Genomic DNA, 23,822 nt, shown 5'->3' on the forward strand with positions numbered 1-23,822 from the left:
CTCAGGCGGCGGCGGCGGCGCGGCGCAACCGCTTGATGAACAGCCAGTAGGTGCCGAGGATCGGACTGACCTTCAGGTGAAGGCGAACCTTGTAGGCCAGACCGGCGACGGCGCAGTCGAACACCACGTTCAGCGAGCCGGCGGCGACGCCCTTGCGGAACTCGCCGGCCACCATGGAACCACCGGCCCAGCGGGCCACGTCGGCAAAGAAACCCCGCCCGACCACCGACGGGCGGGACTCGCCGGTCTCGTCGGGCTCGGTATCGTTATAGGCCAGGATCTTGCCGTCGGCGGCCAGTTCAAGCGCGCCGAACGGCAGCCGCGCCACCTCGTCCGCCGAAAGGCCGGCGAGCGGATTGTCGGCGTCGCCTGACTCGAAAGCGAAAACCGTCATGTTCCACGGACCCGCCTGGGTCGTCACCGTAGGCATATGTGACTTTCCGATAGCCCCTTACTAAGGCCTGGAATTTGCCGTATTATCCGCGTGCGGTCCACTGGTAACTTCGCGTGACGGATTATGGATCTGAGAGAAAGCAACGGCAGGATCGAGATCGACCTGCCCGTTTTGATTGACCTGCCCGCCTCGGCCGAGCTGCGCGACCTGCTGCTCGACGCGCTGGCCCGCGACGCCGCCTCGGACGTGGTCCTGAAGGCCCAGGCGGTCGAACGCATGTCCACCGCCTGCGTCCAGGTGGTGCTGGCCGCCGCCGTCGGGTTCAGGGGAGCCGCCCGCCGCATGGAGATTGAGGGCGCCGGCCCGGCCGTTACCGAAACCTTCACGCAGCTCGGCCTCGCCGCCGAGCTTCAGAAACTGATCTGACATAAGGACAATGGAATGGGAAAGTGCGTACTGGCCGTCGATGATTCCAAGACCATGCGCGACATGGTGTCCTTCACCTTGCGCGGCGCCGGCTACACCGTGGTCGAGGCCGACAACGGCGTCAATGCGTTGAAGGTGCTGCCCGGACAGAAGGTCGACGTCATCATCACCGACGTCAATATGCCGGAAATGGACGGCATCACCCTGGTGCGCAAGATCAGGGCCATGCCCCAGCACGCGGGAACCCCCGTCCTGATCCTGACCACCGAAAGCGACCAGTCGAAGAAGGACGAGGGCCGCTCCGCCGGCGCCACCGGCTGGATCGTCAAGCCGTTCAGCCCGGACAAGCTGTTGCAGATCGTCGCCAAGGTCTGTCCGTAGAATCGTGCCGGGGCCGTAAAATCGCGTTTGGGGGAACACGCGCATGTCAGACGACCAGTCCTACGACCTGTCGCGTTTCAAGGCGACCTATTTCGAGGAATGCGCCGAACTGCTGGCGACGGCGGAGGAAACCATCGCCCGCCTCCAGGACGGCACCGGCAGCGCCGACGACCTGAACGCCCTGTTCCGCTGCGTCCATTCCATCAAGGGCGGCGGCGGCGCCTTCGCCTTCGACGATCTCGTCCATTTCGCCCATGTGTTCGAGACCTCCATGGACGCGCTGCGGTCGGGGCGGGCCGAACTGACCCCCCATGTGGCCGACATCCTGGTGCGCGGCAACGACACCCTGGGCGATTTCGTCCGCGCCGCCCAGGACGGCGTCACCCTGCCCGCCGATCACGGCAGCGAGGTCAAGGCGCATCTGGCCGCCATCATCAGCGGCGAGCCGGCGGCGCCCAAGGCCGCCGCTCCCGTTTCCGCCCCGCCGGCGGCGGCGGCGGGCTTCACCACCTGGACCATCCGCCTCGCCCCCGCACCCGGCATGCTGCGCACCGGCAACGATCCGCTGCTGATGATCCGCGAACTGTCGGGGCTGGGCGAGATGAAGGTGGCGGCGGACCTGTCGCGCCTGCCCGCCCTGGCCGAGATGGACGCGCTGAACGCCTATCTGGCCTGGACCTTCACCCTGGTCACCGACAAGGGCAGGAACAGCATCGAGGAGGTGTTCGAGTTCGTCGCCGGCGATTCCGCCGATGTGACCATCGAGCAGATCGGCAAGACGGTCGAGGCCGAGGATGGCGACGGCTGGGGCCTGTTCGCCCCCCTGCCCCCGGCTCCTGAGACCGCCCCCGCTCCTCCCGCCGCCGCCCCGGTCGCTGCCGCCCAGCCTCATCCCGCCGCCGCGAAGGGTGGCGGCGACGCCGGAGCCGCCGGCATCCACACCTCGTCCATCCGGGTCGATCTCGACCGGGTCGACCGTCTGGTCAACATGGTCGGCGAACTGGTCATCACCCAGGCCATGCTGGGCCAGCAGGCCAGCGGCTTTTCCATCGAATCCCATCCCGAGTTGGTCCAGGGCCTTCAGGAACTGTCGCACCACACCCGCGAGCTTCAGGAAAGCGTCATGGCGATTCGGGCGCAGCCGGTCAAGGCGCTGTTCTCCCGCGCGCCGCGCCTGGTCCGCGACCTGTCGGCCAAGCTGGGCAAGCAGGCCAAGCTGGTGATGAGCGGCGAGACCACCGAGGTGGACAAGACCGTCATCGAGCAATTGTCCGATCCGTTGACCCACCTGATCCGCAACTCGCTGGATCACGGCATCGAAATGCCGGAAGAGCGCATCGCCAACGGCAAGCCGGCCGAAGGAACCATCCATCTGGCCGCCGAGCATCGTTCGGGCCGGGTCATCATCCAGGTGTCGGACGACGGCAAGGGCATCGACCGCAAGCGGGTGCTGGAAAAGGCGGTCGAGAAGGGGCTGGTGGAACGCGGCGCCCAGCTGACCGACGAACAGATCGACCAGATGATCTTCGCGCCCGGCTTTTCCACCGCCGCCCAGGTCTCGGACGTGTCGGGACGCGGCGTCGGCATGGACGTGGTCCGCCGCAACATCCAGGACGTCGGCGGCCGCGTCGTGGTGCAATCCACCCCCGGCCAGGGATCGCGCTTCATCTTGTCGCTGCCGCTGACGCTGGCGGTCATGGACGGCATGCTGGTGGCGGTCGGCAACCAGCGCTATGTCCTGCCGCTCACCAATATTGTCGAATCGCTGCGCCCGACACCGCAACAGGCCCGTACCCTGGTCAATGTCGGGGATGTCCTGACGCTGCGCGGCGACTATATCCGCCTGATCCGGCTCTATGATCTGTTCGGCATCAGGAACGCCATCACCGAGACCACCCGCGGTCTGGTGGTTGTGGTGGAGACCGAGGGCGGCGACCGCATCGGCCTGCTGGTCGACGAATTGCTGGGCCAGCAGCAGGTGGTGATCAAAAGCCTGGATTCCAATTACCGGCCGGTCGAGGGCATCTCGGCCGCGACCATCCTGGGCGACGGCCGCGTCGCCCTGATCCTGGACGTCGGCGCGTTGCGCATCATGGGCGAGCGGCTGAACCGCGCCCAGGGCGAAGCCGCCATCGGCGCCCAGGCCGCCGAATAAGAGCTTCAGGGAGAGATCGACGTGTCCGACAGCACCATCCGACAGTTCATCTCGTTCACCATCGGCGACGAGGAATACGGCGTCGACATCATGGCGATCCGCGAGATCAAGGGCTGGACCGAAACCACCGCCCTGCCCAACGCCCCGGCCCACATGCGCGGCGTCATCAACCTGCGCGGCACCATCGTGCCGATCCTGGATCTGCGCGCCCGCTTCGGCCGTGGCGTCACCGACGCCAGCGCCCGCCACGTCATCATGGTGGTGGCGGTGGGCAGCCGGGTCGCCGGCATCCTGGTGGACGCGGTCGCCGACATCCTGGCGGTAGCCGCCGAATCCATCCAGCCGGTTCCCGCCCTGGAACACGCGGAATCCGGCTTCCTCACCGGACTGGTGACGGTGGAGGGGCGCATGGTCGCCCTGCTCGACCTCACCCACATCTTCGCCTTCGACGAAATGGACGCCGCCACCGAAGCGGCGGCCTGACCACATTCTCTTTTGCCCGCATCGGGCAGATTTGGGGGACGACATGATCAACTGGATGGCGCACTACAGGGTTGGCAGCCGCATCTTCGCCGGCTTCATCCTCGTGCTGGCGCTGCTCTGCGTGCTGGCCTACACCGGCTGGCACTCGCTGACCGGCACCACCGACCGGACCAAGACCTATATTCTCCATGCCGAGCAAGTCGAGGGCATCCTGCGCATCCAGACCCAAGTCGCCGACATGCGCCGCAACGTGCAGGTGTTCGGCTTCACCGGCGCCGAGGCAGCCCACAAGCAGGTGACCGACATCGGCACCCCCCTGGTCGGAGCGATCAAGTCCCTGCGCGATACCTTCCAGTCCGAAACCCGCCGCGAGGCGCTGGGCAAGATGGTCAAGCTGGCCGAGAACTATCTGGCCGATTTCAACAAGATGCGCGAGCTGCGCCAGAAGCGCGACGCCGCCATAGCCAACATGCGCGCCGCCGGCGCCACCGCCTTGGAGGCGCTGGAAAAGGGGCAGAACGCGCTGACCGCCAGCAACGACCATGTCGAGGCCCTGCAATTCAGCGAAATCCAGGTGGAACTGGGCCAGGCCCGCATCTTCGCCAACATCTACCTCACCGCGCCAACCGCCGAAGGAGCCCAAAGGGTCTTGAAGACCATCGGCGGCACCAAGGCCGCCACCGAGACGGCCTTGGGCAAGGCCAGCATCCCGGCGGTCCAGGCGGCGCTGAAGGAGGCGCTTGCCGCCCTCGTCCGCTACGAGACCGATTTCACCGTCATGGTCAAGGACGTGGAGGCGGCCGAGGCTCTGGTCAACGGCGTCATGCCCAGGCTGGCCGCCGAGTTCGCCGACCTTGCCGCCGGCGTCGCCGCGGATCTCGAAGCCTCCATGATCAAGGAATCCGCCGAGAACGCCGCCGCCAACGAGGCCGCCATCCGAATGCTGCTTACCGTTACCGTGTTCGCGCTGGCGCTTGGCGTCCTGTTCGCCTGGATGATCGCCCGCGGCATCACCGTGCCGATCGGCGACATGACCGGGGCCATGAACCGTCTGGCCGGCGGCGACAATTCCGTCCAGGTGCCCGCCTTGGGCAACAAGGACGAAATCGGCGAGATGGCCAAGGCGGTGCAGGTGTTCAAGCAGAACGCCATCGACAAGCTCCGCATGGAGGCCGAGCAGAGGGCGGCCGAGGAGGCCCAACGCAAGGCCGAGGAGGAGCAGAGGAAACGCGAGGCCGCCATCGTCGCCGAGGTGGCCGAGGTCGCCAAGGCCGCCAGCAACGGCGATCTCGACCGCCGCATCGATCTCGACGGCAAGAACGGCTTCCTGCTCAACCTGTGCGAGGGCGTCAACAATCTGGTCAACCTGACCGGCGTGGCGCTGAAGGACGTGGCCGGCGTGCTGGCCGCCGTCGCCCGCGGCGATCTCACCCGGCGCATCACCAACGATTATGCCGGCGTATTCGGCCAGTTGAAGGGGGACGTCAACCTGACCGCCGACAAGCTGTCGGAGGTCGTGGGCAACATCAACGAGGCCACCGGCCAGATCACCAGCGCCGCCTCCGAGGTCGCCGCCGGCAGCCAGGACCTGTCGGAACGCTCGGAGCAGCAGGCCTCGGCGCTGGAGGAAACCGCCGCCTCCATGGAGGAGCTGGCCGCCACCGTCCGCCAGAACTCGGCCAACGCCCAGCAGGCCAACCAGCTGGCGGCCGGCGCCCGCGAGATCGCCGCCGGCGGCGGCCAGGTGGTGTCCGACGCCATTACCGCCATGGGCCGCATCGAGGGCAGCTCGCAGAAGATCGAGGACATCGTCGGCATGATCGACGAGATCGCCTTCCAGACAAACCTGCTGGCGCTGAACGCGGCGGTGGAGGCGGCCAGGGCCGGCGACGCCGGCAAGGGCTTCGCCGTGGTGGCGCAGGAGGTAAGGAACCTCGCCCAGCGCTCGGCCCAGGCCTCGAAGGAGATCAAGGGCCTGATCGCCGAAAGCTCGTCCCAGGTCCGCTCCGGCGCCGATCTGGTCAAGGGCGCTGGCAAGACCCTGGAGGATATCCTGGGATCGGTGAAGCGGGTCGCCGACATTGTCGCCGAGATCGCGGCGGCCTCGGCCGAACAGGCCTCGGGCATCGATCAGGTCAATTCCGCCATCACCCAGATGGACGAGATGACCCAGCAGAACGCCGCCCTGGTCGAGGAAAGCACGGCGGCCGCCCATTCGCTGGAGGAACAGGCCCGTCATCTGGGGCAGGTGATGGCCTTCTTCAACACCGGAACCGAAGCCGCCGCCCCGCCGGCGCCGGCGCGCGACAAGCCGGCCACCCGGCCGGCGGCCAAGGCCCCGCCGGCCCGGACAGCCGTCAAGAAGCCGCAGCAGGCCAATTCCCATCTGGCCAAACTGCACCACAAGACCGAGGCGGCCTCTCCCTCGCCTTCCGCCGCCAAGACCACCGGCGACGGCGAGGACTGGGCCGAGTTCTGACCGGAGCGTCTAGCCCCCCTCCGACAAGGGCGGAGGGGGGATTGCCCCGGTTCGTCATTGTCTGGTAGCACCAATCTGCTATGACATTAAACCGGTGGGAGGGATGTTCCCTCCAGGGTTCGGGATGGATGGCCATCGCAGACAATCACGCCCATCGGCACGAGTTCGACTTGGGAGACCGCGAGTTCCGCTTCCTGGCGACATTCCTGTCGCGGGAAACCGGCATCGTGCTGTCCGCCCACAAGCGCCAGATGGTATGCGGCCGGCTGGTGAAGCGGCTGCGCGCGCTCGGCATGCGCGACTTTTCCGAATATTGCGACATGCTGAACGGCCCCGGCGCCCATGCCGAGATCGAACACCTGGTCAACGCCATCACCACCAACATCACCAATTTTTTCCGCGAGCCGCATCATTTCGACCATCTGCGACGCGAGGTCCTGGAACCCCGCCTGACCCAGATTCCCCGCCGTCCCCGCCTGCGCATCTGGTCGGCGGGCTGCTCGTCCGGCCAGGAGCCCTATTGCATCGCCATGATGGTGGCCGAGACCCTGAAGCCGCCGGAAGCCTGGGACGCCCTGATCCTCGCCACCGACATCGACACCAACATGCTGTCGCGGGGCGCCGCCGGCATCTACACCACCGAGACGGCCGAACAGATCCCGGAAACCTACCGCAAGCGCTTCGTGCGCCGCATCGCCAACGATCCCGATCACGTCCAGATGGCCGACGAGTTGCGGCGGCTGATTCGCTTCAAGCGCCTCAACCTTCACGAGACATGGCCGATGAAGGGCTCGTTCGACGCCATTTTCTGTCGCAACGTCGCCATCTATTTCGACAAGCCGACACAAAGAAATCTGTTCAACCGCTACGCCGACATGTTGGTCATAGGCGGAATGCTATACCTTGGTCATGCCGAATCGCTGATCGGCCTGACCGACCGTTTCGAGGTTTCCGACAAGACTGTTTACAGGCGCATCCGATGACCCAGGACCAGGTCTGGGGAGCCCAGGCGGACGAGGCAGAGCGCCGCCGCTGGTTCGACCCGACCTTCAAGATCATGGCCGTCAAGGTCCTGCCGGGCGAGCATTACGTCTCGACCGCCGGGCAGGAAATGATCGTGACCGTGCTGGGCTCGTGCGTGTCCGCCTGCGTCTGGGAACCCCGTCTCAAGATCGGCGGCCTGAATCACTTCATGCTGCCGGAATCCAGCTCGAACGACCGGGCGCCGGTGGACAAGTCCATGCGCTACGGCAACCACGCCATGGAAGAACTGATCAACGACCTGCTGCGGCGCGGCGCCCGGCGCGATTCCCTGGAAATCAAGGTGTTCGGCGGCGGCAACGTGGTCTCCAGCATGAGCACGGGCGCCACCGTGCCCATCGGCGACCGCAATGCCGAATTCGTGCGGCGCTATCTGGACGACGAGGGGCTGCGCATCGCCGCCGCGGACCTGGGCGGCCAGCATCCGCGCCGCATCCATTTCTTTCCCCGCATCGGCAAGGTCATCCGCCTGTTCCTGAAGAAGGACGTGGAGCGCGCAGTGCTCAATCGCGAACTCACCTACCGTTCCAAACTCAAGGACGTGCCGGTCGAAGGCGACGTCGAATTGTTCACCTGAGACCCGCCATGGCGAAAATCCGTGTCCTCATCGTCGACGATTCCGCCCTCATGCGTCAGGTGCTGTCGTCGATCCTGTCCTCCGATCCGGGCATCGAGGTGGTCGGCACCGCCCCCGATCCCCTGGTGGCGCGGGAAAAGATCAAGGCCCTCAATCCCGACGTGATGACCCTGGACGTCGAGATGCCGGGCATGGACGGCATCGCCTTCCTCGAAAAGGTGATGACGCTGCGCCCGATGCCGGTGGTGATGGTCTCGTCGCTGACCGAAAAGGGCGCCGAGGTCACCGTGCGCGCCATGGAGCTGGGCGCGGTCGACGTGTTCTGCAAGCCGGCCGACGCCGCCTCCGGCGGTTTTACCGCCCACGGGCCGGAACTGATCGAGAAGGTCAAGGCCGCCGCCGCCTCCAGGGTCAGGGCGCTGGTCAATCACGGCCGCCGCCCGGCGACGGCGCTGTCGGTGACCCAGATCTACAAATCCACCGACCGGCTGGTGGCCATCGGGTCCAGCACCGGCGGCGTCGAGGCGTTGCGCGACATCATCCTGGCCCTGCCCCCCGACGCGCCGCCCATCGTCGTCGCCCAGCACATTCCGCCGCGCTTCTCCACCAGCTTCGCCGAGCGACTGGACGGGCTGGCGGCGGTGCGGGTCAAGGAGGCCGCCGACGGCGAGCGCATCCTGGCCGGTCATGTCTATATCGCCCCCGGCGACCGCCATCTGATGGTGAAGCGCTCGGGCGCCGCCCTGATGACCCGGACCCATGACGGCCCGCTGGTGAGCGGCCACAAGCCCAGCGTCGACGTGCTGTTCCAATCGGTGGCCGATATCTGCGGCTCCAACGCGGTGGGGGTGATCCTGACCGGCATGGGCCGCGACGGCGCCGAGGGCTTGCTGTCCATGCGCCAGGCCGGGGCCGAGACCATCGGCCAGGACGAATCCTCGTGCGTCGTCTACGGCATGCCCAAGGCCGCCAAGGATCTGGGGGGCGTGGCCCGCGAACTGGCGCTGCCCCGCATCGCCGACGAGATTCTGAGACTATGCCGCGCATAGGCAGGATCACCCGCAAGCAATGTATTGATGCCATCCCTCCGATACGTGACACTGAGGGCCGGGGATATTGGGGAAAACCTTCATGACCGAATACAGCGCCACCCAAGCCGACCTGCTGGAATTGCTCGCCCGCTGGCGGGCCTTCTCCGAATTGCAGCAGAACGCCTTCGCCTTCCTGGCGGCCGAGGCCATCGCCACCGGCCAGGAATTCGAGAATTCGACCGAGGGCGCGGCCGGCATTCTCAGCCGCATGGGCGACGCCTCGGTGGTTCTGGACCCGGCACAGATTCAGGCCGAGACCTTCAGCGTGGTTCATCGCCTCCAGGCCGCCGACCGGTCGCGCCAGGGGCTGGAGCAGGTGGCGTCGGTGCTGGAGACCCTGCGCCGCCTGGAAGCCGAACTGGCTGAACGCGGCGGCGGCGACCTCGCCCTGCCCGACGTCACCCCCACCGCCACCGAATGGATCGACCAGTTGGGCGAATGCGTGACCCTGGCCGACTGGCGCAAGCGCTTCAACGAGGCCCTGCACGGCCGCGACCCCGGCCCGCGCAACCCGGCCCCGGCCGACGACGGCGACGACGAATTGTTCTGATGCCGCCCCCGCCCACCCCCCGGCCGCCGGTCATGGTGGCGGTGTTCAATCAGAAGGGCGGGGTCGCCAAGACCACCACGTCATGCAATCTGGCGGTCTGCCTGAGGGCGTTCGGGTATCACGTCCTGCTGGTTGACCTGGATACCCAGGGCAACGCCACCGGCAGCTTCGGCTTCACGCCGCTGCCCGCCACCGGTTCGTTCGAGGTGATCACCGGTCGCGCCAAGGCCGCCGACATCGCCCTCGACACCCCCTATCCCGGCCTGTGGCTGCTGCCCGCCACCACCAGCCTGCGCGACGACACCCACATGCTGGCCCATGCCGGCCGGCGGCGAGGACTGCTGGAAGCCCGCCTCGCCGATACCGGCGTCGACGTGGTGATCGTCGATTGCCCGCCCGCCCTGGCCGCCGCCACCGCCACCGCCCTGGCCTCGGCCTCGGTGGTGCTGCTGCCGGTCCGCCCCGACCCCTTCGCCCATGAAGGGCTGGTCAACACCTGGTACGAGATCAAGCGGTTCCGCGAGACCATCAACGGCCGCCTGGGCGTCGCCGGAATCTTGATGACCATGTCGGGCTCGGAGCCGGCCGGCGACGACGTCGCCCGCGTCATCCGCGCCGAATTCGGCGACCATGTCTACGCCACCGAGATCGCCACCGATCCCAAGGTGGCCGAAGCGGCGGGAATGGCGCTGCCGGTGGCGGTGCTCGACCCCGACGGCCCCGCCGGCCGCGCCTATGTCGACGCCACCCGCGAACTTCTGTTCCGTCTGGCCCGCCACGAACGTCCCGACCTTCTCCTGCCCGAGCCGCTGGCGGTGGAAACCGCCCTCAACCAATTGCGGGAATGGCGCGCCACCACCCATGCCGCCCTGCTGCGCGTTCCCGGCCGGGGCGACGGCTGGGCCGGAACCGGAGCGGACGGACACGAGGATGCGGACACGGTTCCGGACGATTATTTCGGCCCGGTCCCCGCCACCGATCCATCGCCGCCGCCGCCGCGTCCGGGCCTCGGCCGGATGGCCGCCGCCCTGCTGGCCGGGCTGCTGGCGGGCATGGCGATCGAGGCCGGAACCGGAATCCTGTCGGGAATTCTTGGCCGGAGCGCGGGGGACGCGGCCGTCAGATATACTGGCCCGAATCCACCTTGATGACCTCGCCGGTGATGCAGCGCGCCGCGTCCGACAGCAGGAACAGCACCGCGTTAGCGATGTCGCCGGTATCGGGCAGGATGTTCAGCGCCGCCTCGGCCAGGGCCTTGTCGCGGAACTGCTGGTCCAGCTTCAGCGTCATCTCGGTGAGCACCATGCCCGGCGCCACCGCGTTGCAGGTGACGCCCTTGCCGCCCAGTTCCTTGGCGGCGCTCTTGGTCAGGCCGACCATGCCGGCCTTGGAGGCCGCGTAATTTCCCTGGCCGACCTTGCCCCGGAGGCCGTTGATGGATATCATGTTGACGATGCGGCCAATACCGGCCTGAACCATGCCGGGGCCGGCCGCCCGTATGGTGTTGAAGGCGCTGGTCAGATTGACGTCGATCACCGAGCGCCATTCGTCGTCACTCATCTTGAGAAGCGTGCGGTCCCGCGTGATGCCGGCATTGTTCACCAGAAGAGTCACGGGTTTGCCGATGGCCGCGAAGGCCGCGTTGACGCTGGCCGAATCGGACACGTCCACCGCGTGGGCGGTCATGCCGGCCGGAAGCTCCCCGACCTCGCGGTCGAACACATGGACCTCGGCGCCGCCCGCCGCCAGACCGGTGGCGATGGTGAGACCGATGCCCCGCATTCCGCCGGTGACGACGGCGACGCGACCTGGAAATTCCCACTTCATACCAACCCCCTCTTGACCATCTGGTGTATTTCGGTATTATCGTACCGAATTATTCATTTAACAGGGTACCGCCCACCTGGGGCAGCCGTCAAGAGCCGGCACCGCGAAATCCCAGGGATTCGGACCCAAGAGCCCGGGAGGTTCGCGAGTTCCATGAGCACCACTATCCGCGACATCACTAGCGCCGACATCGAACGGGTGATCGACTTCGATCGCCGCCTCACCGGGTCCGCGCGCCGCAATTACCACGAGAAGCGGATGGCCGCCGCCAACGCCGAGCCCGCCAGCTTCATCACCATCGCCGCCTTCGACGGCCAGACCCTTCAGGGCTATGCCTTCGCCCACGTCCTGGACGGCGAGTTCGGCGGCGCCGGCCCCGTCGGCGTGATGGAAACCATCGGAGTCGACCCCGACCTGCGCGGCAACGGCCTCGGCCGCAAGCTGATGGCCGCCGTCGAGGACGCCCTGCGCAAGCGCGGCATCAAGGAAATCGTCACTCAGGCCGACTGGACCGAACACCCCATCACCCGCTTCTTCCAGTCGGCGGGCTTTGAACTGGCGCCGCGTCTGGTGCTGGAGCGCGCCACCGGCAACACCTCCGATTTCGACGCCCCCCTGGCCCAGCAGGTCAGGGACAGCGACGAGGTCGACCTGTCCGATCCGTCGGGCGACGATTTCGCGGCCCTGTCGCGTGACCGGGTGCCCGTGCGTTCGCTGACCGAAGCCGACTTCCCCTTCATCGTCTCCATCGACCGCAAGGTGATGCGCCGCGACCGTTCCGGGTACTACAAGCGCAAGATCAGCGAAGTCACCAAGGAAACCGGCGTTCGCGTCTCGCTGGTGGCCGAGGTTGACGGCCTGTTCGCCGGCTTCGTCATGGCCCGGACCGAATACGGCGAGTTCGGTCGCGCCCATGCCACCGCCATCCTGGACACCATTGGCGTCGACCCCGCCAATGCCGGCCAGAATGTCGGCCGGGCCCTGATGAGCCAGCTTCTGACCAATCTGTCGTCGCTGGGTGTGGAAAAGGTGCAGACCCAGGTCGCCTGGAACAGCTTCGAACTGCTCCAGTTCCTGGCCCGCTGCGGCTTCACCCCGTCCCAGCGCCTCAGCTTCTGGCGTCGCCTGGACTAGGAGCACCCTCGGCGGGTCGTCGTCCCCCCCCCCCTCTTCTTCGACGATCCGCGGATCGGGGCCGGAGATAGCGATATCTCCGGCCCCAACTCTTTTATATATTGACAAGATCATTCATACATCCCCGCTATAGCTCACCATGGACCTGCGCCAACTCCGCTATTTCCTCGGCATCGTCGAACAGGGGTCGCTGACCAAGGCGGCCGAGGTTCTGCGCGTCGCCCAGCCGGCGCTGAGCCTGCATCTGCGCAAGCTGGAGGAGGAATTCGGCTGCCCGCTGGTCCACCGCACCGCCCGCGGCGTGGTGCCGACCGAAAGCGGCCAGCGCCTGGCGTTGCGCGCCGCCTCGCTGGTGGAGCAGGTCGCCGGTCTGCGTGACGAGATCCGGGGGTTGGAGGCCGCCCCCAGCGGCCCCGCCATCATCGGCATTCCGACCTCGCTGGGGCCGGTGCTGACCGTGCCGCTGGCGCTGGAGGTCCGCCGCCGCTTTCCCGCCATCCATCTCCGCGTGGTCGAAGGGCTGTCCGGCCACATGCTTGAATGGGTGCTGTCCGGCCAGGTGGACATGGCGCTGGTGTTCGGCGCCGAACCGCCGCCGGGCCTCGCCGCCCGCCTGGTCGCCCGCGAAAGGCTGGGGCTGGTGGCGGCCAGGGAGTCCGCCATCGCCGCCGGACGGGACAGCATCGATCTGGCCGAGGTCCTGAACCTGCCCCTGATCCTGCCCGGCCTGCCCCACGGCGTCCGCGCCGAGGTCGAGCGCGCCGCCCTGGCCGAACGCGCCGGCCTCGACGTGGTGATGGAGATCGACGCGCTGGAGCAGATCAAGGCGCTGGTGGCGGCGGGAGCCGGCTATACCGTGTTGTCCGAGCGCTATGCCGGCTTTGGTCCCGAGGCGCACAAGCTGGCCTGCGTTCCCATCGTCAATCCCGAGATCGAGCGGACCATCTCGCTGGCCCATGCCTCGGACCGGCCGTTGTCCATCGCGGCGCGCACCGTCCACGCCATCGCTCTCGATCACCTCGACCGCCTGACCCAGGATGGCCGCTGGGCCTGACGCGATGATGGATTTCGCCTGCGCATTCCGCTTCCGCTCGCAGGGGGGAGGATGATAGCTTCTAGCCCTTCCGCCGGGGTCGAAGAGCCATCCCGCGCACCGGCGGAAACGTTTCCAAGGATGAGAGGTTAAGGAGCTTTCCATGTCCGCTGCCGTCCAGGCGAAGCCGCAATCCCGTCTTCTTTTGTCAGGCAACGACGCCATCGCCCGTGGCGTCTGGGAGGCCGGCGCCAAGGTCGCCGCCGCCTATCCCGGCACGCCGTCCACCGAAATTCTGGAAAGCCTCTCCCTCTACCCGGATCTGTACGCCGAGTGGTCGGTCAACGAGAAGGTGGCGCTGGAGGTTGCCATCGGCGGCTCCATGTCCGGCGCCCGTTCGTTCTGCGCCATGAAGCATGTGGGCCTGAACGTCGCCTCCGACGCCTTCATGACCGTCACCGTCGCCGGCGTGATCGGCGGCCTGGTGATCGCGGTGGCCGACGACGTCGGGCTGTCCTCGTCGCAGAACGAGCAGGATTCCCGCTACTGGGGCCGCTTCGGCCATGTGCCGGTCCTGGAGCCGGCCGATTCCCAGGAAGCCTACGAGATGGCGAAATTCGCCTTCGAGCTGTCCGAGGCCTACAACACCCCCGTCATCTTGCGCCTCACCACCCGCGTCTGCCACGTCAAGGCGGTGGTGCAGGTGGGCGAGCGCCAGCCGGTCGCCATCGCCGGCTTCAAGCCCGACGCCCGGCGCTGGGTGATGACCCCGGCCAACGCCAAGGGCCGCCTGCCCGAGCAGATCGCCCGCGAGGGCAAGCTTCAGGCCCTGGCCGAGGCCTCGCCGTTCAACATCCTGGAGACCGGCTCCGACCGGCGCGTCGGCTTCGTCACCTCCGGTCCCTCCTACATGCATCTGCGGGAATGCTTCCCCGACGCACCGGTCCTCAAGCTGGGCTTCACCTATCCGGTGCCCATGGCCCTGGTGGAAAAGCTGGCCGACCAGGTGGACCAGGTGGTGGTGGTCGAGGAGACCGAGCCGCTGATGGAACAGGAAATCCGTGCCGCCGGCATCCGGAACCTGCATGGCAAGGATCTGCTGCCCCGCCTGGGCGAGCTGACCCCCAACGTCCTGATTCCGGCCATCAACGGCTTCCTGGGCGATCCCATTCCGCCCAGCACCACCTACCCGAAGTTCGATCCGTTCCCCCGGCCGCCGACCATGTGCGCCGCCTGCCCCCACATGGGGGTCTATTACTCGCTGGCCCGCCTGCGCAAGAAGGTGCAGATTTCCGGCGACATCGGCTGCTATACCCTGGGTGCTGGCCATCCGTGGAACGCGCTCGACACCACCATCTCCATGGGCGCGTCCATGGGCATCGCCCTCGGCATGGACAAGGCCCGCTCGGAAGAGACCAAGGACAAGGCCGTCATCGCCGTGATCGGCGATTCCACCTTCCTGCACATGGGCATGCAGGGCCTGCTGGATATCGTCTACAACCGCGGCAACGTCACCGTCATGCTGCTGGACAACCGCACCACCGGCATGACCGGCGGCCAGAACCACGCCGGCACCGGCAAGGGGCTGAAGGGCGACGACACTCCCCGCGTCGATTTTGTCCGGCTGGTCGAAGCCCTGGGCGTCAAGCCGGAACGCATCCACAAGATCGATCCCTACAAGCTGCCGCTGGTGTTCAAGACCATCAAGCAGGAGATCGAGATTCCCGAGGTGTCGGTGATCATCACCGACCAGCCCTGCGTGCTGTCCGAGTTCTATGTCAAGATCACCCCGTACAAGGTGGTCGACGACGACTGCACCGGCTGCGGCAACTGCATCAACGTCGGCTGTCCGGCCATCACCGTCAAGCGCTCGGAATCCAAGGTCCGCGCCGACGGCAAGGTCAACGAGCTGAAATTCACCACCATCGACACCGCCATGTGCACCGGCTGCCACATGTGCGTGGAATCGTGCGGCCCCAACGCCATCGTCCAGGCTCCGCGCGCCGCCGCCGTCATCCCCGGGGAGCAACTCTGATGAGCGACATCATCACCAACATCCTGGTCTGCGGCACCGGCGGCCAGGGCGTCATGACCGCCGCCGAGATTCTGGCCCAGACCGCCATCACCAAGGGATTCGACTGCAAGAAGTCCGAGGTGGCCGGCATGGCCCAGCGGGGCGGCGTCGTCACCAGCCATGTCCGCTTCGGCAAGCGGGTGTGGTCGCCGGTGATCACCCCGGGCACCGCCGATATCCTGGTGGCGTTCGAGGTGGCGGAAGGCTCGCGCTGGGCCGACATGCTGCGTCCCGGCGGCATCGCCATGGTCAACACCATCCGGCTGGTGCCGCCCATCGTCTCCATGGGCCTGTTCAAGTACCCCGACGATCCGGTGGCGCAGATGCGGGCCGCCGGCGTCACCGTCTACGACTTCGATGCCGGCGCCATCGCCCGGCAGTTGGGCGACCTGAAGCTGATCAACACCATCATGCTGGGGGCGATCGCCGATTACCTGCCCTTCCCCGCCACCGAGTTGGAAGAGCAGATCGTCGGCCGCTTCCGCCAGCGCAAGCCGGCCATGGTCGAGGTCAACCAGAAGGCGTTCGAGGCCGGCCGTGCCGCCGCCCGCGCGCGGGCGGCCGAGGAGCAATCCGCCGCCGTCAATTCGTAACAAGGGCTTCCCCCTTGGAAGGCGCACGCTTTCCGAGGGGAAAACCTTGCCGCGACAACGCCGTCCTCCGTTCCTCCCTTTGGCTTTCCGCCGCATTCTGCTAGGGTCGATGGTCTGGGGAAAGGCCGTCATCCTGGGAGTCCGCCTGATGCAACCTTCGATCGATCTCGGCGCGCTGAAGATCCTGATCATCGATGATCAGGAATTCGTCCGGACCATCGTCAAGAAGATGTTGCTTCAGATCGGAATCGGTTCCGTGGTGGAAGCCCATGACGGGACCTCCGGTCTGGACATGGCCGAACGGGAACGGCCCGACGTGGTGGTCTGCGACGTGCAGATGCGCCCGGTGGACGGCTTCGGGTTCGTCGAGGCCCTGCGCGGCCAGCCCCACGGCCGGGCCATGCCCGTCATCATGCTGACCGCCCATACCGACGCGGCCACCATCGGCAAAGCCAAGGAACTGGAGGTCAACGCCTTCCTGGCCAAGCCGGTGCTGCCGCCCGCCCTAAAGGACAAGATCACCCTGGTCATGGCCGAGGCCCGCAAGACGGCCGGCTGAGGAGCGCTCGCGGCCCCGGCCCTTCACCCCCAGCGCCGCTCCGGCCGCTTGAGACGGGTTGCCAGGAAGCCCAGGGGATTGTCGCACCGGATCGCCCCTTCCAGGCGCTCGCGCAGTTTGGGCAGGTTGCGCACGTCGTTGAGCCGCCGCCGCAGGAAAGCCCAACTCTCGGCGGAATCCTCCGAGGCGTCGTCCAGCCAGTACAGCAGGGTCGACGAATAGACGGCGCCGAGGGTGACGCGCTTGGTGTACCACGAAAAATCATGCGACTGGTCGCCCACCGCCAGCCAGATGGCATCGGTGGTCCCCCAGGTCAGACGCGCCGCCAGGGGAAGGTTGCCCGGCAGCGCCAGCAACGACGCGGCGCGGCGGATCGCCTCGCGGTGGTCGCTCCAGCGTTCCAGCCGCAGGCGAACGGCCAGGAACACCCTCTCGCCCAGCCCCCGGGGACCATCCGGGCCGGCGGCCTCAAGGTCGGAAACCATGGCGCGGTCGGCCAGGGCGACCAAGTGCGCCACCGCCTCGACGGCACCGCCGGGAAACAGGCGATCCGGCAAGGTGGCGTCAAGATCGAGGTCACGGGCCGCCGCCGCCAGCGCCGACCGGCTCCAGCCGTCGAAAGCCGCATGGGGCAGCATCGCCGTCACCAGGGCGTCCTTCAGTCCTTCGGCATCCATTCCCGCATCCCCTGCCTTGGTTTCCTGAATAATCTTCTACATCTTGTCGGCTATTGCAGCCTAGCCCCTTCACAAGCGCCCCGCCCTGTGCTATCACCCTGCTTCCCGGACGGTAGGAATGCCGTGCGAAGGGGACTTTTTCAGCGTAGAGGAGCGGTGGCGCAACGTGCAAGTTCTCGTTCGTGACAACAATGTCGATCAGGCCCTGAAGGCGCTCAAGAAGAAGATGCAGCGTGAGGGGGTTTTCCGCGAGATGAAGCTTCGTCGTAATTACGAGAAGCCGTCCGAGCGCCGCGCCCGTGAGAAGGCCGAGGCCGTTCGCCGCGCCCGCAAGCTGGAGCGCAAGCGCCTGGAGCGTGAAGGCTTCTAGCCTCACCCGCCTCGCACGTCTTACGCCAGAGCGTCACGACACGGGTCGTGGCGCTTTTTGGCGTTTCCGCCTATACTCCCCCGTTCTCCCACCCCTGCCTCTTGCGATAGAGGGTGGAGGGACTGACGCCCAGATGGGCGGCCGCGCGGGGAATGTTGCCGTCGCATTGGCCGATGGCGGCCTCGATGATCTCCTTTTCCTGAACCCATAGAGGACGCAGCACATCGGCCACCGGCGGCGGCGGATCGGGCGGCGACGGCGGGGCCAGGGCGGCGCAGCGCGGCCGGGGCGGCGCCCGGTCCAGCAGCGGCGGCAACATATTGGGAGTGACCGTGACGCCGTCGTGCAGCACCACGACGCTGCGGATGACGTTCTCCAGCTGACGGACGTTGCCCGGCCAGCCATAGGCCAGCAGCGTCTCGCGGACCGCTGGCGACAGGCTGGCGAAGCCCCGTCCTTCCTCCTTGGCGAAGCGCTGGAGAAATATCTCGGCCAGATCGAGCACATCCCCCTCCCGGTCGCGCAACGGCGGCATGTGGATCGGAATGACGTGAAGCCGGTAGTACAGATCCTCGCGGAACCGGCCAGAACGCACGTCGTCCAGCGGATCGCGGTTGGTGGCGCAGACGAAGCGGACGTCGGCCTCCTCCGGCCGGTTGCCGCCGACCTTCTGGAACATCCCGGTCTGAATGAAGCGCAGCAGCTTGCTCTGGAGATTGATGTCCATCTCGCAGATCTCGTCCAGGAACAAGGTGCCGCCGCGGGCCTGGGCGGCGGCGCCGTCGCGGTCCGAAGTGGCGCCGGTGAAGGCCCCCTTCACATGACCGAAGATTTCGCTCTCGATCAGATCCCTGGGGATGGCGGCGCAATTGAGGGCGATGAACGGCCGCTTGGCGCGCGGCCCCTGGCGATGAATCGCCTCGGCGCACAATTCCTTGCCGGTGCCCGATTCGCCGGTGATGAAGACCGAGGCCCGGCTGGAGGCGGCGGCCTCGACAATGCGATAGACCGCCTGCATGGCCAGCGACGAACCGATGATGCCGTGACAGCATTTGCGGTCGATCTGTTCGCGGTAGGTGGTGACGATCCGTTCCAGCCGGCCCCGCTCCAGCGCATTGCGGACCGTAATCAGCAGGCGGTCGCGGGTGAACGGCTTGACCAGGAAGTCGTAGGCCCCCAGGCGCATGGCCTCGATCGCCACCTGGATCGAGCCTTGGGCGGTGATCACGATCACGGTGGACGGAATGGCATCCCCGGCGATGCGCCGCAGGATGTCCATGCCGTTCATGTCGGGCAGGCCGAGATCCAGCAGCACCACGTCGGGCGGATCGCCGGTGACGACGTCCAGGGCCGCCTGTCCGGTCCCGACCACGGACAGGTCCCATTCGCTCGACCGCATGTACTCGGCGTAGGTGTAGGACAGCGATGGACTGTCCTCAACGATCAGAAGTCTTGACCGGGACACCATCATTCCTCCCTGGCTCACCGGGTGATCATGCCCCAATCGGCACGGCCCGACCAGGGACTCGACGTGGACGCTCCCATGAATTGGCTCTGGTTGCCCCAATGTTCCTGTGATAGGGTGCCAACCTCATCATCGGATCGCATCCCCGCCTTGGCCAGGTCATCCTCCCAGTTCGTCTGTCAGGAATGCGGCGCCGTCACCCACAAATGGGCCGGCAAGTGCGAAGCCTGCGGCGCCTGGAACTCCATCGTCGAGGAAGCGGCGCGCGAGGAAATTCCCAAGGGATTGTCGGCCGCCAAGGGGCGCAGGATCGAATTCGTGGCGCTGGAGGGAAACTCGCCCCCCCTGCCCCGCATGTCCACCGGCATCGGCGAACTGGACCGGGTGTGCGGCGGCGGTCTGGTGCCGGGGTCATGCCTGCTGGTGGGCGGCGATCCCGGCATCGGCAAGTCGACCCTGCTGCTTCAGGCCACCGCCGGACTGTCGGCCATTGCCCGGGTCGCCTACATCTCGGGCGAGGAGGCGGTGGACCAGGTGCGCATGCGCGCCGCCCGGCTGGGTCACGCCAAGGCCAAGGTGGCGCTGGCCTCGGCCACCAGCCTGCGCGACATTCTCGCCTCGCTGGACGGGCCGGAGCCCCCCCAGGCGGTGGTGATCGATTCCATTCAGACCGTCTATGCCGACAACATCGAATCGGCGCCGGGCACCGTCAGCCAGGTGCGCGCCTGCTCGGCCGAGCTGATCCGCCTGGCCAAGCGGCGCGGCTTCGTGCTGTTCCTGGTCGGGCACGTCACCAAGGACGGCCAGATCGCCGGCCCCCGCGTGCTGGAGCACATGGTGGACACCGTGCTGTATTTCGAGGGAGATCGCGGCCACCAGTTCCGCATCCTGCGCGCCACCAAGAACCGGTTCGGCGCCACCGACGAGATCGGGGTGTTCGAGATGACCGAGCGCGGCCTGACCGAGGTCGCCAATCCGTCGGCGCTGTTCCTGGCCGAACGCCGCGGCAACGTCACCGGCTCGTGCGTGTTCGCCGGCATGGAGGGAACCCGGCCGATGCTGGTGGAAATCCAGGCCCTGGTGGCTCCCAGCACCCTGTCCAGCCCACGCCGCGCCGTGGTCGGCTGGGACGCCAACCGCCTGTCCATGGTGATGGCGGTCCTCGACGCCCGCTGTGGGCTTGCTTTGTCCGGAAATGACGTTTATTTGAACGTCGCCGGCGGCTTGCGGATCAACGAGCCCGCCGCCGATCTCGCGGTCGCGGCCGCCTTGGTCTCGTCCGCCTCGGACGTGCCGGTCCCCGCCGACATGGTGGTGTTCGGCGAGATCGGCCTGTCGGGCGAGGTACGGGCGGTGGCCCAGGCCGACACCCGCCTGAAGGAAGCCGCCAAGCTGGGTTTCGCCCAGGCGCTGGTGCCGTCGCGCCCGCGCAAGGACAAGGGAGCCGGAGGGGGCGTGGGATCGCTGTCGGTCCGCTCCATCGGCCATTTGCAGGATTTGCTGGGCCTGTTCCGGCAAGAGTGACATCGTCGGGCCGATCAAGGACAAACGGACGAGGGCATGGGGAACCTGAACATCACCGCCGTGGACGTCGTCGTGGCCGTGGTGCTGCTCGGCTCGGCGGGATTCGCCTTCCTGCGCGGCTTCGTCCACGAGGTGCTGTCCATCACCTCGTGGGTCGGCGCCGTCTTCGCCACCCTTTACGGCTTTTCCCATGCCCAGCCCCTCTTCCGCGAGCATATCGGCGCCGCCTGGGCCGCCGACGCCGCCGCCGGCGCCACCTTGTTCCTGGTGACCCTGCTGGTGCTGTCGATGCTGACCAAGCGGGTGTCGGACAGCGTCCGGCGCAGCGCGCTCAACAGCGTCGATTCCTCGCTGGGCTTCGTCTTCGGCCTGGCACGCGGCGCCGTCCTGATGTCGCTGGCCTATCTGTCGGCGGCCTGGCTGTTCGACACTCCGGAACAGCAGCCGTCCTGGCTGGCCGAATCGCGGACCCGCCCGTGGCTGGAACGCGGCGCCGGCCTGCTGCAAGGCCTCGCTCCCGCCGGCTTCGGCAAGGCCGAGGCGGCCGCCCGCGAGGCCTCGGCCGAGACCCGTCAGCTGTTGGAAGCGGAAAAGACCTTCCAGAAATTCGTCGCGCCGCAACCGGCCCAGCCCTTGCAGCCCGCCGACAAGGCCGCCCCCCCGCCCGGCGGCAAGGCCGGCTATGATTCAGAAAGCCGCTCCCAGATGGAACGGCTGATCCGCAGCAATCAGTAGGACATGCCTCAATGCTGACCACCAACCCGTTCGACGACGACCACCTGCGCGAGGAATGCGGCGTCTTCGGCATCTTCGGCCACCCCGAGGCGGCGGCGCATGTGGCGCTCGGCCTGCACGCCCTTCAGCATCGCGGCCAGGAGGCGGCCGGCATCGTCGCCTTCGACGGGGTCCAGTTCCACAACCACCGCGGCCTCGGCCACGTGGAGGATAATTTCGGCAGCGAATCGGTCATCCGCAAGCTGAAGGGAAGCATGGCGGTCGGCCATGTCCGCTATTCCACCACCGGCGAAACCCTGCTGCGCAACGTCCAGCCGCTGTTCGCCGAGATGGAGTTCGGCGGCCTGGCGCTGGGCCACAACGGCAATCTGACCAACGCCATGGCGTTGCGCCGCCAGCTGGTGCGGCGTGGCTGCCTGTTCCAGTCCACCACCGACACCGAGGTGATCATCCACCTGATCGCCATCAGCCTCTACGCCACCGTCGAGGACCGCCTGATCGACGCCCTGCGCCAGATCGAGGGCGCCTATTCCCTGGTCGCCGCCACCCCCAACTCGGTGATCGGGGTGCGCGACCCATTGGGCATCCGGCCGCTGTGCCTGGGCAAGCTGGATCGCGGCTGGATACTGGCCTCGGAATCCTGCGCGCTCGACATCATCGGCGCCGAATTCGTCCGCGACGTCGAGCCGGGCGAGATCGTCATCCTGTCGGCCGAGGGCATCCGCTCGCTGAAGCCGTTCGTCAAGACGGCCAGCCGGTTCTGCATCTTCGAGTACATCTATTTCGCCCGTCCCGATTCCGTGGTGGAAGGCACCAGCGTCTACGAAGCCAGGAAGCGCATCGGCGCCGAACTGGCCCGCGAAAGCCGGGTCAGCGCCGACGTGGTGGTGCCGGTGCCCGATTCCGGGGTTCCCGCCGCCATCGGCTTTGCCGCCACCGCCAAGATTCCGTTCGAACTGGGCATCATCCGCAACCACTATGTGGGCCGCACCTTCATCCAGCCCACCGACAGCGTGCGGCACACCGGCGTCAAGATGAAGCACAACGCCAACCGCGCCATGCTGGCCGGCAAGCGGGTGATCCTGGTCGACGATTCCATCGTGCGCGGCACCACGTCGCGCAAGATCGTCGAGATGGTGCGCCAGGCCGGCGCCACCGAGGTGCACATGCGCATATCCAGCCCGCCCACCACCCATTCCTGCTATTTCGGCATCGACACCCCCGAACGCGACAAGCTGCTGGCGGCGCGCTACGACGTGGACGGCATGGCCAAGCTGATCGGAGTGGACTCGCTGGCCTTCATCTCCATCGACGGCCTGTACCGCGCCGTGGGCGAACCGGGCCGCAACGCCGGACAGCCGCAGTTCTGCGACGCCTGCTTCACCGGCGACTATCCGGTGGTTCCCACCGATTACCTGGCCGGCGGCGGCGACCCGAAGCAGTTTTCCCTGCTGACCGAGGACAATTCCTGATGGCTGGCCTGCTGGACGGCCGCGTGGCGCTGGTCACCGGCGCCTCGCGCGGGATTGGCGCCGCCGTGCTCCGCCGTCTGGCGGCGGAGGGCGCCGAGATCGTCGCCATCGCCCGCACCCAGGGCGCGCTGGAGGAACTGGACGACGAGGTCCGGGCGGCCGGCGGCAGGCAACTGGTTCTGGTCCCCGACGACCTGCGCAAGCCCGGCCTGATCGAGCAGGTCGCCGCCGCCATCTTTCAACGCTGGGGCCGCCTCGACATCCTGATCGGCAATGCCGGCGCCATCGGCGGCGGCCTGTCGCCGGTGGCCCATCACGCCCCCGACGACTGGGACGAGGCTTTCGCCGTCAACCTCACCGCCAACTGGCGGCTGATCCGCGCCTGCGATCCGCTGCTGCGCATGGCCGAAGCCGGCCGCGCCGTCTTCACCACCTCGGGGGCCGCCCGGGGGGTCCATCCCTATTGGGGGCCGTACGCCGCCAGCAAGGCCGCCCTGGAATCGATGGTGAGGACCTGGGCAGCCGAAGTCGCCAATATCACCGCGCTGCGCATCAACCTGCTGGACCCCGGCCCGGTGGCGACCCGCATGCGCGCCATCGCCTTTCCCGGCGAGGACCAGGGCAAGCTGACCCAGCCGGATCAGGTGGCCGAGGCCTTCCTGCCGCTGTGCCTGCCCGGCTGCTCCCGCCACGGCGAGATCGTCCCGTTCAGCTGATTTCCACAATAACTCCGCCCTTGCGCCGCCGAGCGATGCCCGCTACCCTAACCACACAATCCTCTC

General features: G+C 67.3%; 24 protein-coding genes. 20 read left to right on the plus strand and 4 right to left on the minus strand.

Features of this window, described 5'->3' with window-relative positions; genetic code table 11:
• Nucleotide 1: 1 nt before the first annotated feature.
• A complete protein-coding gene (locus MTBSS4_RS08215; protein WP_173982918.1) occupies nucleotides 2–394 on the minus strand; it encodes a hypothetical protein in 393 nt (130 codons plus the stop codon).
• A gap of 123 nt (nucleotides 395–517) precedes the next feature.
• Here MTBSS4_RS08215 and MTBSS4_RS08220 point away from each other — a divergent pair, with 123 nt between their 5' ends.
• From MTBSS4_RS08220 to MTBSS4_RS08265, 10 genes are all read left to right on the plus strand, one after another.
• Nucleotides 518–820 carry an STAS domain-containing protein gene (locus MTBSS4_RS08220; protein WP_173982919.1) on the plus strand — a complete coding sequence of 101 codons (303 nt, stop codon included), beginning with the start codon at nucleotides 518–520 and terminating at the stop codon, nucleotides 818–820.
• Nucleotides 821–835: 15 nt separating this feature from the next.
• Nucleotides 836–1,201 carry a response regulator gene (locus MTBSS4_RS08225; protein WP_173982920.1) on the plus strand — a complete coding sequence of 122 codons (366 nt, stop codon included), beginning with the start codon at nucleotides 836–838 and terminating at the stop codon, nucleotides 1,199–1,201.
• A gap of 43 nt (nucleotides 1,202–1,244) precedes the next feature.
• A complete protein-coding gene (locus tag MTBSS4_RS08230; RefSeq protein ID WP_173982921.1) occupies nucleotides 1,245–3,356 on the plus strand; it encodes a chemotaxis protein CheA in 2,112 nt (703 codons plus the stop codon).
• A gap of 21 nt (nucleotides 3,357–3,377) precedes the next feature.
• Nucleotides 3,378–3,839, plus strand: coding sequence for a chemotaxis protein CheW (locus tag MTBSS4_RS08235; RefSeq protein WP_254432448.1), 462 nt, complete (start codon nucleotides 3,378–3,380; stop codon nucleotides 3,837–3,839).
• Nucleotides 3,840–3,882: 43 nt separating this feature from the next.
• On the plus strand, nucleotides 3,883–6,318 hold the full coding sequence (locus MTBSS4_RS22720; protein ID WP_173982922.1) for a methyl-accepting chemotaxis protein: 2,436 nt from the start codon (nucleotides 3,883–3,885) through the stop codon (nucleotides 6,316–6,318).
• Between the two features lie 128 nt (nucleotides 6,319–6,446).
• A complete protein-coding gene (locus tag MTBSS4_RS08245; protein ID WP_173982923.1) occupies nucleotides 6,447–7,301 on the plus strand; it encodes a protein-glutamate O-methyltransferase CheR in 855 nt (284 codons plus the stop codon).
• Entirely contained in the window at nucleotides 7,298–7,936 is a 639-nt protein-coding gene (gene cheD / locus MTBSS4_RS08250) for a chemoreceptor glutamine deamidase CheD (protein ID WP_173982924.1), read from the plus strand. The genes MTBSS4_RS08245 and cheD overlap by 4 nt, the downstream gene beginning before the upstream one ends.
• Nucleotides 7,937–7,944: 8 nt before the next feature.
• On the plus strand, nucleotides 7,945–8,985 hold the full coding sequence (locus tag MTBSS4_RS08255; protein ID WP_173982925.1) for a chemotaxis response regulator protein-glutamate methylesterase: 1,041 nt from the start codon (nucleotides 7,945–7,947) through the stop codon (nucleotides 8,983–8,985).
• Between the two features lie 82 nt (nucleotides 8,986–9,067).
• Nucleotides 9,068–9,577 carry a hypothetical protein gene (locus MTBSS4_RS08260; protein ID WP_173982926.1) on the plus strand — a complete coding sequence of 170 codons (510 nt, stop codon included), beginning with the start codon at nucleotides 9,068–9,070 and terminating at the stop codon, nucleotides 9,575–9,577.
• Nucleotides 9,577–10,725, plus strand: coding sequence for a ParA family protein (locus tag MTBSS4_RS08265; RefSeq protein WP_173982927.1), 1,149 nt, complete (start codon nucleotides 9,577–9,579; stop codon nucleotides 10,723–10,725). The genes MTBSS4_RS08260 and MTBSS4_RS08265 overlap by 1 nt, the downstream gene beginning before the upstream one ends.
• Here the strand turns inward: MTBSS4_RS08265 and MTBSS4_RS08270 are convergent.
• Nucleotides 10,697–11,404, minus strand: coding sequence for an SDR family oxidoreductase (locus MTBSS4_RS08270; RefSeq protein ID WP_173982928.1), 708 nt, complete (start codon nucleotides 11,402–11,404; stop codon nucleotides 10,697–10,699). The two genes, MTBSS4_RS08265 and MTBSS4_RS08270, sit on opposite strands and share 29 nt — an antisense overlap.
• Before the next feature lie 153 nt (nucleotides 11,405–11,557).
• Here MTBSS4_RS08270 and MTBSS4_RS08275 point away from each other — a divergent pair, with 153 nt between their 5' ends.
• From MTBSS4_RS08275 to MTBSS4_RS08295, 5 genes are all read left to right on the plus strand, one after another.
• Nucleotides 11,558–12,538, plus strand: a complete 981-nt coding sequence (locus tag MTBSS4_RS08275) for a GNAT family N-acetyltransferase (RefSeq protein WP_173982929.1) — start codon at nucleotides 11,558–11,560, stop codon at nucleotides 12,536–12,538.
• A 139-nt stretch (nucleotides 12,539–12,677) separates the two neighbouring features.
• Nucleotides 12,678–13,592 carry a LysR substrate-binding domain-containing protein gene (locus MTBSS4_RS08280; protein ID WP_173982930.1) on the plus strand — a complete coding sequence of 305 codons (915 nt, stop codon included), beginning with the start codon at nucleotides 12,678–12,680 and terminating at the stop codon, nucleotides 13,590–13,592.
• Between the two features lie 142 nt (nucleotides 13,593–13,734).
• A complete protein-coding gene (locus MTBSS4_RS08285) occupies nucleotides 13,735–15,606 on the plus strand; it encodes a thiamine pyrophosphate-dependent enzyme (protein ID WP_173982931.1) in 1,872 nt (623 codons plus the stop codon).
• Complete coding sequence (locus MTBSS4_RS08290) at nucleotides 15,606–16,238, plus strand: indolepyruvate oxidoreductase subunit beta (RefSeq protein WP_173982932.1); 633 nt, start codon at nucleotides 15,606–15,608, stop codon at nucleotides 16,236–16,238. Before MTBSS4_RS08285 ends, MTBSS4_RS08290 begins: the two co-directional genes overlap by 1 nt.
• Before the next feature lie 148 nt (nucleotides 16,239–16,386).
• Nucleotides 16,387–16,797, plus strand: coding sequence for a response regulator (locus MTBSS4_RS08295; protein WP_173982933.1), 411 nt, complete (start codon nucleotides 16,387–16,389; stop codon nucleotides 16,795–16,797).
• A 23-nt stretch (nucleotides 16,798–16,820) separates the two neighbouring features.
• Here the strand turns inward: MTBSS4_RS08295 and MTBSS4_RS08300 are convergent, their stop codons facing one another.
• Nucleotides 16,821–17,474: a COQ9 family protein gene (locus MTBSS4_RS08300; protein WP_173982934.1), complete on the minus strand. Its 654-nt coding sequence runs from the start codon at nucleotides 17,472–17,474 to the stop codon at nucleotides 16,821–16,823.
• A 166-nt stretch (nucleotides 17,475–17,640) separates the two neighbouring features.
• Between MTBSS4_RS08300 and rpsU the strand changes: the two genes are divergently transcribed.
• On the plus strand, nucleotides 17,641–17,844 hold the full coding sequence (gene rpsU, locus MTBSS4_RS08305) for a 30S ribosomal protein S21 (RefSeq protein WP_002726599.1): 204 nt from the start codon (nucleotides 17,641–17,643) through the stop codon (nucleotides 17,842–17,844).
• A 70-nt stretch (nucleotides 17,845–17,914) separates the two neighbouring features.
• On the opposite strand, the gene MTBSS4_RS08310 is transcribed toward rpsU, so the two are convergent.
• Nucleotides 17,915–19,312: a sigma-54 dependent transcriptional regulator gene (locus tag MTBSS4_RS08310; RefSeq protein ID WP_217425520.1), complete on the minus strand. Its 1,398-nt coding sequence runs from the start codon at nucleotides 19,310–19,312 to the stop codon at nucleotides 17,915–17,917.
• Nucleotides 19,313–19,459: 147 nt separating this feature from the next.
• On the opposite strand from MTBSS4_RS08310, the gene radA reads away from it, so the two are divergent.
• The 4 genes from radA to MTBSS4_RS08330 are packed head-to-tail and all read left to right on the plus strand — an operon-like array spanning nucleotide 19,460 to nucleotide 23,756.
• On the plus strand, nucleotides 19,460–20,833 hold the full coding sequence (gene radA, locus MTBSS4_RS08315; protein ID WP_173982936.1) for a DNA repair protein RadA: 1,374 nt from the start codon (nucleotides 19,460–19,462) through the stop codon (nucleotides 20,831–20,833).
• 36 nt (nucleotides 20,834–20,869) lie between these two features.
• A complete protein-coding gene (locus MTBSS4_RS08320) occupies nucleotides 20,870–21,568 on the plus strand; it encodes a CvpA family protein (protein ID WP_173982937.1) in 699 nt (232 codons plus the stop codon).
• Between the two features lie 11 nt (nucleotides 21,569–21,579).
• A complete protein-coding gene (purF, locus tag MTBSS4_RS08325; protein ID WP_173982938.1) occupies nucleotides 21,580–23,040 on the plus strand; it encodes an amidophosphoribosyltransferase in 1,461 nt (486 codons plus the stop codon).
• Complete coding sequence (locus MTBSS4_RS08330; protein WP_173982939.1) at nucleotides 23,040–23,756, plus strand: SDR family NAD(P)-dependent oxidoreductase; 717 nt, start codon at nucleotides 23,040–23,042, stop codon at nucleotides 23,754–23,756. Before purF ends, MTBSS4_RS08330 begins: the two co-directional genes overlap by 1 nt.
• The last annotated feature ends 66 nt before the right edge of the window (nucleotides 23,757–23,822 follow it).

The sequence above is a fragment of the Magnetospirillum sp. SS-4 genome (assembly GCF_902729425.1).
Taxonomy (GTDB): Bacteria; Pseudomonadota; Alphaproteobacteria; order Rhodospirillales; family Magnetospirillaceae; genus Phaeospirillum.

Excerpts from the sequence above, each read along its gene's own strand:
- MTBSS4_RS08230 (WP_173982921.1), top strand. The coding sequence starts at position 1,245 with ATGTCAGACGACCAGTCCTACGACCTGTCGCGTTTCAAGGCGACCTAT.
- MTBSS4_RS08275 (WP_173982929.1), top strand. The coding sequence starts at position 11,558 with ATGAGCACCACTATCCGCGACATCACTAGCGCCGACATCGAACGGGTG.
- MTBSS4_RS08225 (WP_173982920.1), top strand. The coding sequence starts at position 836 with ATGGGAAAGTGCGTACTGGCCGTCGATGATTCCAAGACCATGCGCGAC.
- MTBSS4_RS22720 (WP_173982922.1), top strand. The coding sequence starts at position 3,883 with ATGATCAACTGGATGGCGCACTACAGGGTTGGCAGCCGCATCTTCGCC.
- MTBSS4_RS08255 (WP_173982925.1), top strand. The coding sequence starts at position 7,945 with ATGGCGAAAATCCGTGTCCTCATCGTCGACGATTCCGCCCTCATGCGT.
- MTBSS4_RS08280 (WP_173982930.1), top strand. The coding sequence starts at position 12,678 with ATGGACCTGCGCCAACTCCGCTATTTCCTCGGCATCGTCGAACAGGGG.
- MTBSS4_RS08285 (WP_173982931.1), top strand. The coding sequence starts at position 13,735 with ATGTCCGCTGCCGTCCAGGCGAAGCCGCAATCCCGTCTTCTTTTGTCA.
- MTBSS4_RS08295 (WP_173982933.1), top strand. The coding sequence starts at position 16,387 with ATGCAACCTTCGATCGATCTCGGCGCGCTGAAGATCCTGATCATCGAT.
- MTBSS4_RS08220 (WP_173982919.1), top strand. The coding sequence starts at position 518 with ATGGATCTGAGAGAAAGCAACGGCAGGATCGAGATCGACCTGCCCGTT.
- MTBSS4_RS08215 (WP_173982918.1), bottom strand. The coding sequence starts at position 394 with ATGACGGTTTTCGCTTTCGAGTCAGGCGACGCCGACAATCCGCTCGCC.
- MTBSS4_RS08310 (WP_217425520.1), bottom strand. The coding sequence starts at position 19,312 with ATGGTGTCCCGGTCAAGACTTCTGATCGTTGAGGACAGTCCATCGCTG.
- MTBSS4_RS08260 (WP_173982926.1), top strand. The coding sequence starts at position 9,068 with ATGACCGAATACAGCGCCACCCAAGCCGACCTGCTGGAATTGCTCGCC.
- MTBSS4_RS08320 (WP_173982937.1), top strand. The coding sequence starts at position 20,870 with ATGGGGAACCTGAACATCACCGCCGTGGACGTCGTCGTGGCCGTGGTG.
- purF (WP_173982938.1), top strand. The coding sequence starts at position 21,580 with ATGCTGACCACCAACCCGTTCGACGACGACCACCTGCGCGAGGAATGC.
- MTBSS4_RS08245 (WP_173982923.1), top strand. The coding sequence starts at position 6,447 with ATGGCCATCGCAGACAATCACGCCCATCGGCACGAGTTCGACTTGGGA.
- MTBSS4_RS08300 (WP_173982934.1), bottom strand. The coding sequence starts at position 17,474 with ATGGATGCCGAAGGACTGAAGGACGCCCTGGTGACGGCGATGCTGCCC.
- MTBSS4_RS08270 (WP_173982928.1), bottom strand. The coding sequence starts at position 11,404 with ATGAAGTGGGAATTTCCAGGTCGCGTCGCCGTCGTCACCGGCGGAATG.
- cheD (WP_173982924.1), top strand. The coding sequence starts at position 7,298 with ATGACCCAGGACCAGGTCTGGGGAGCCCAGGCGGACGAGGCAGAGCGC.
- MTBSS4_RS08290 (WP_173982932.1), top strand. The coding sequence starts at position 15,606 with ATGAGCGACATCATCACCAACATCCTGGTCTGCGGCACCGGCGGCCAG.
- MTBSS4_RS08330 (WP_173982939.1), top strand. The coding sequence starts at position 23,040 with ATGGCTGGCCTGCTGGACGGCCGCGTGGCGCTGGTCACCGGCGCCTCG.
- MTBSS4_RS08265 (WP_173982927.1), top strand. The coding sequence starts at position 9,577 with ATGCCGCCCCCGCCCACCCCCCGGCCGCCGGTCATGGTGGCGGTGTTC.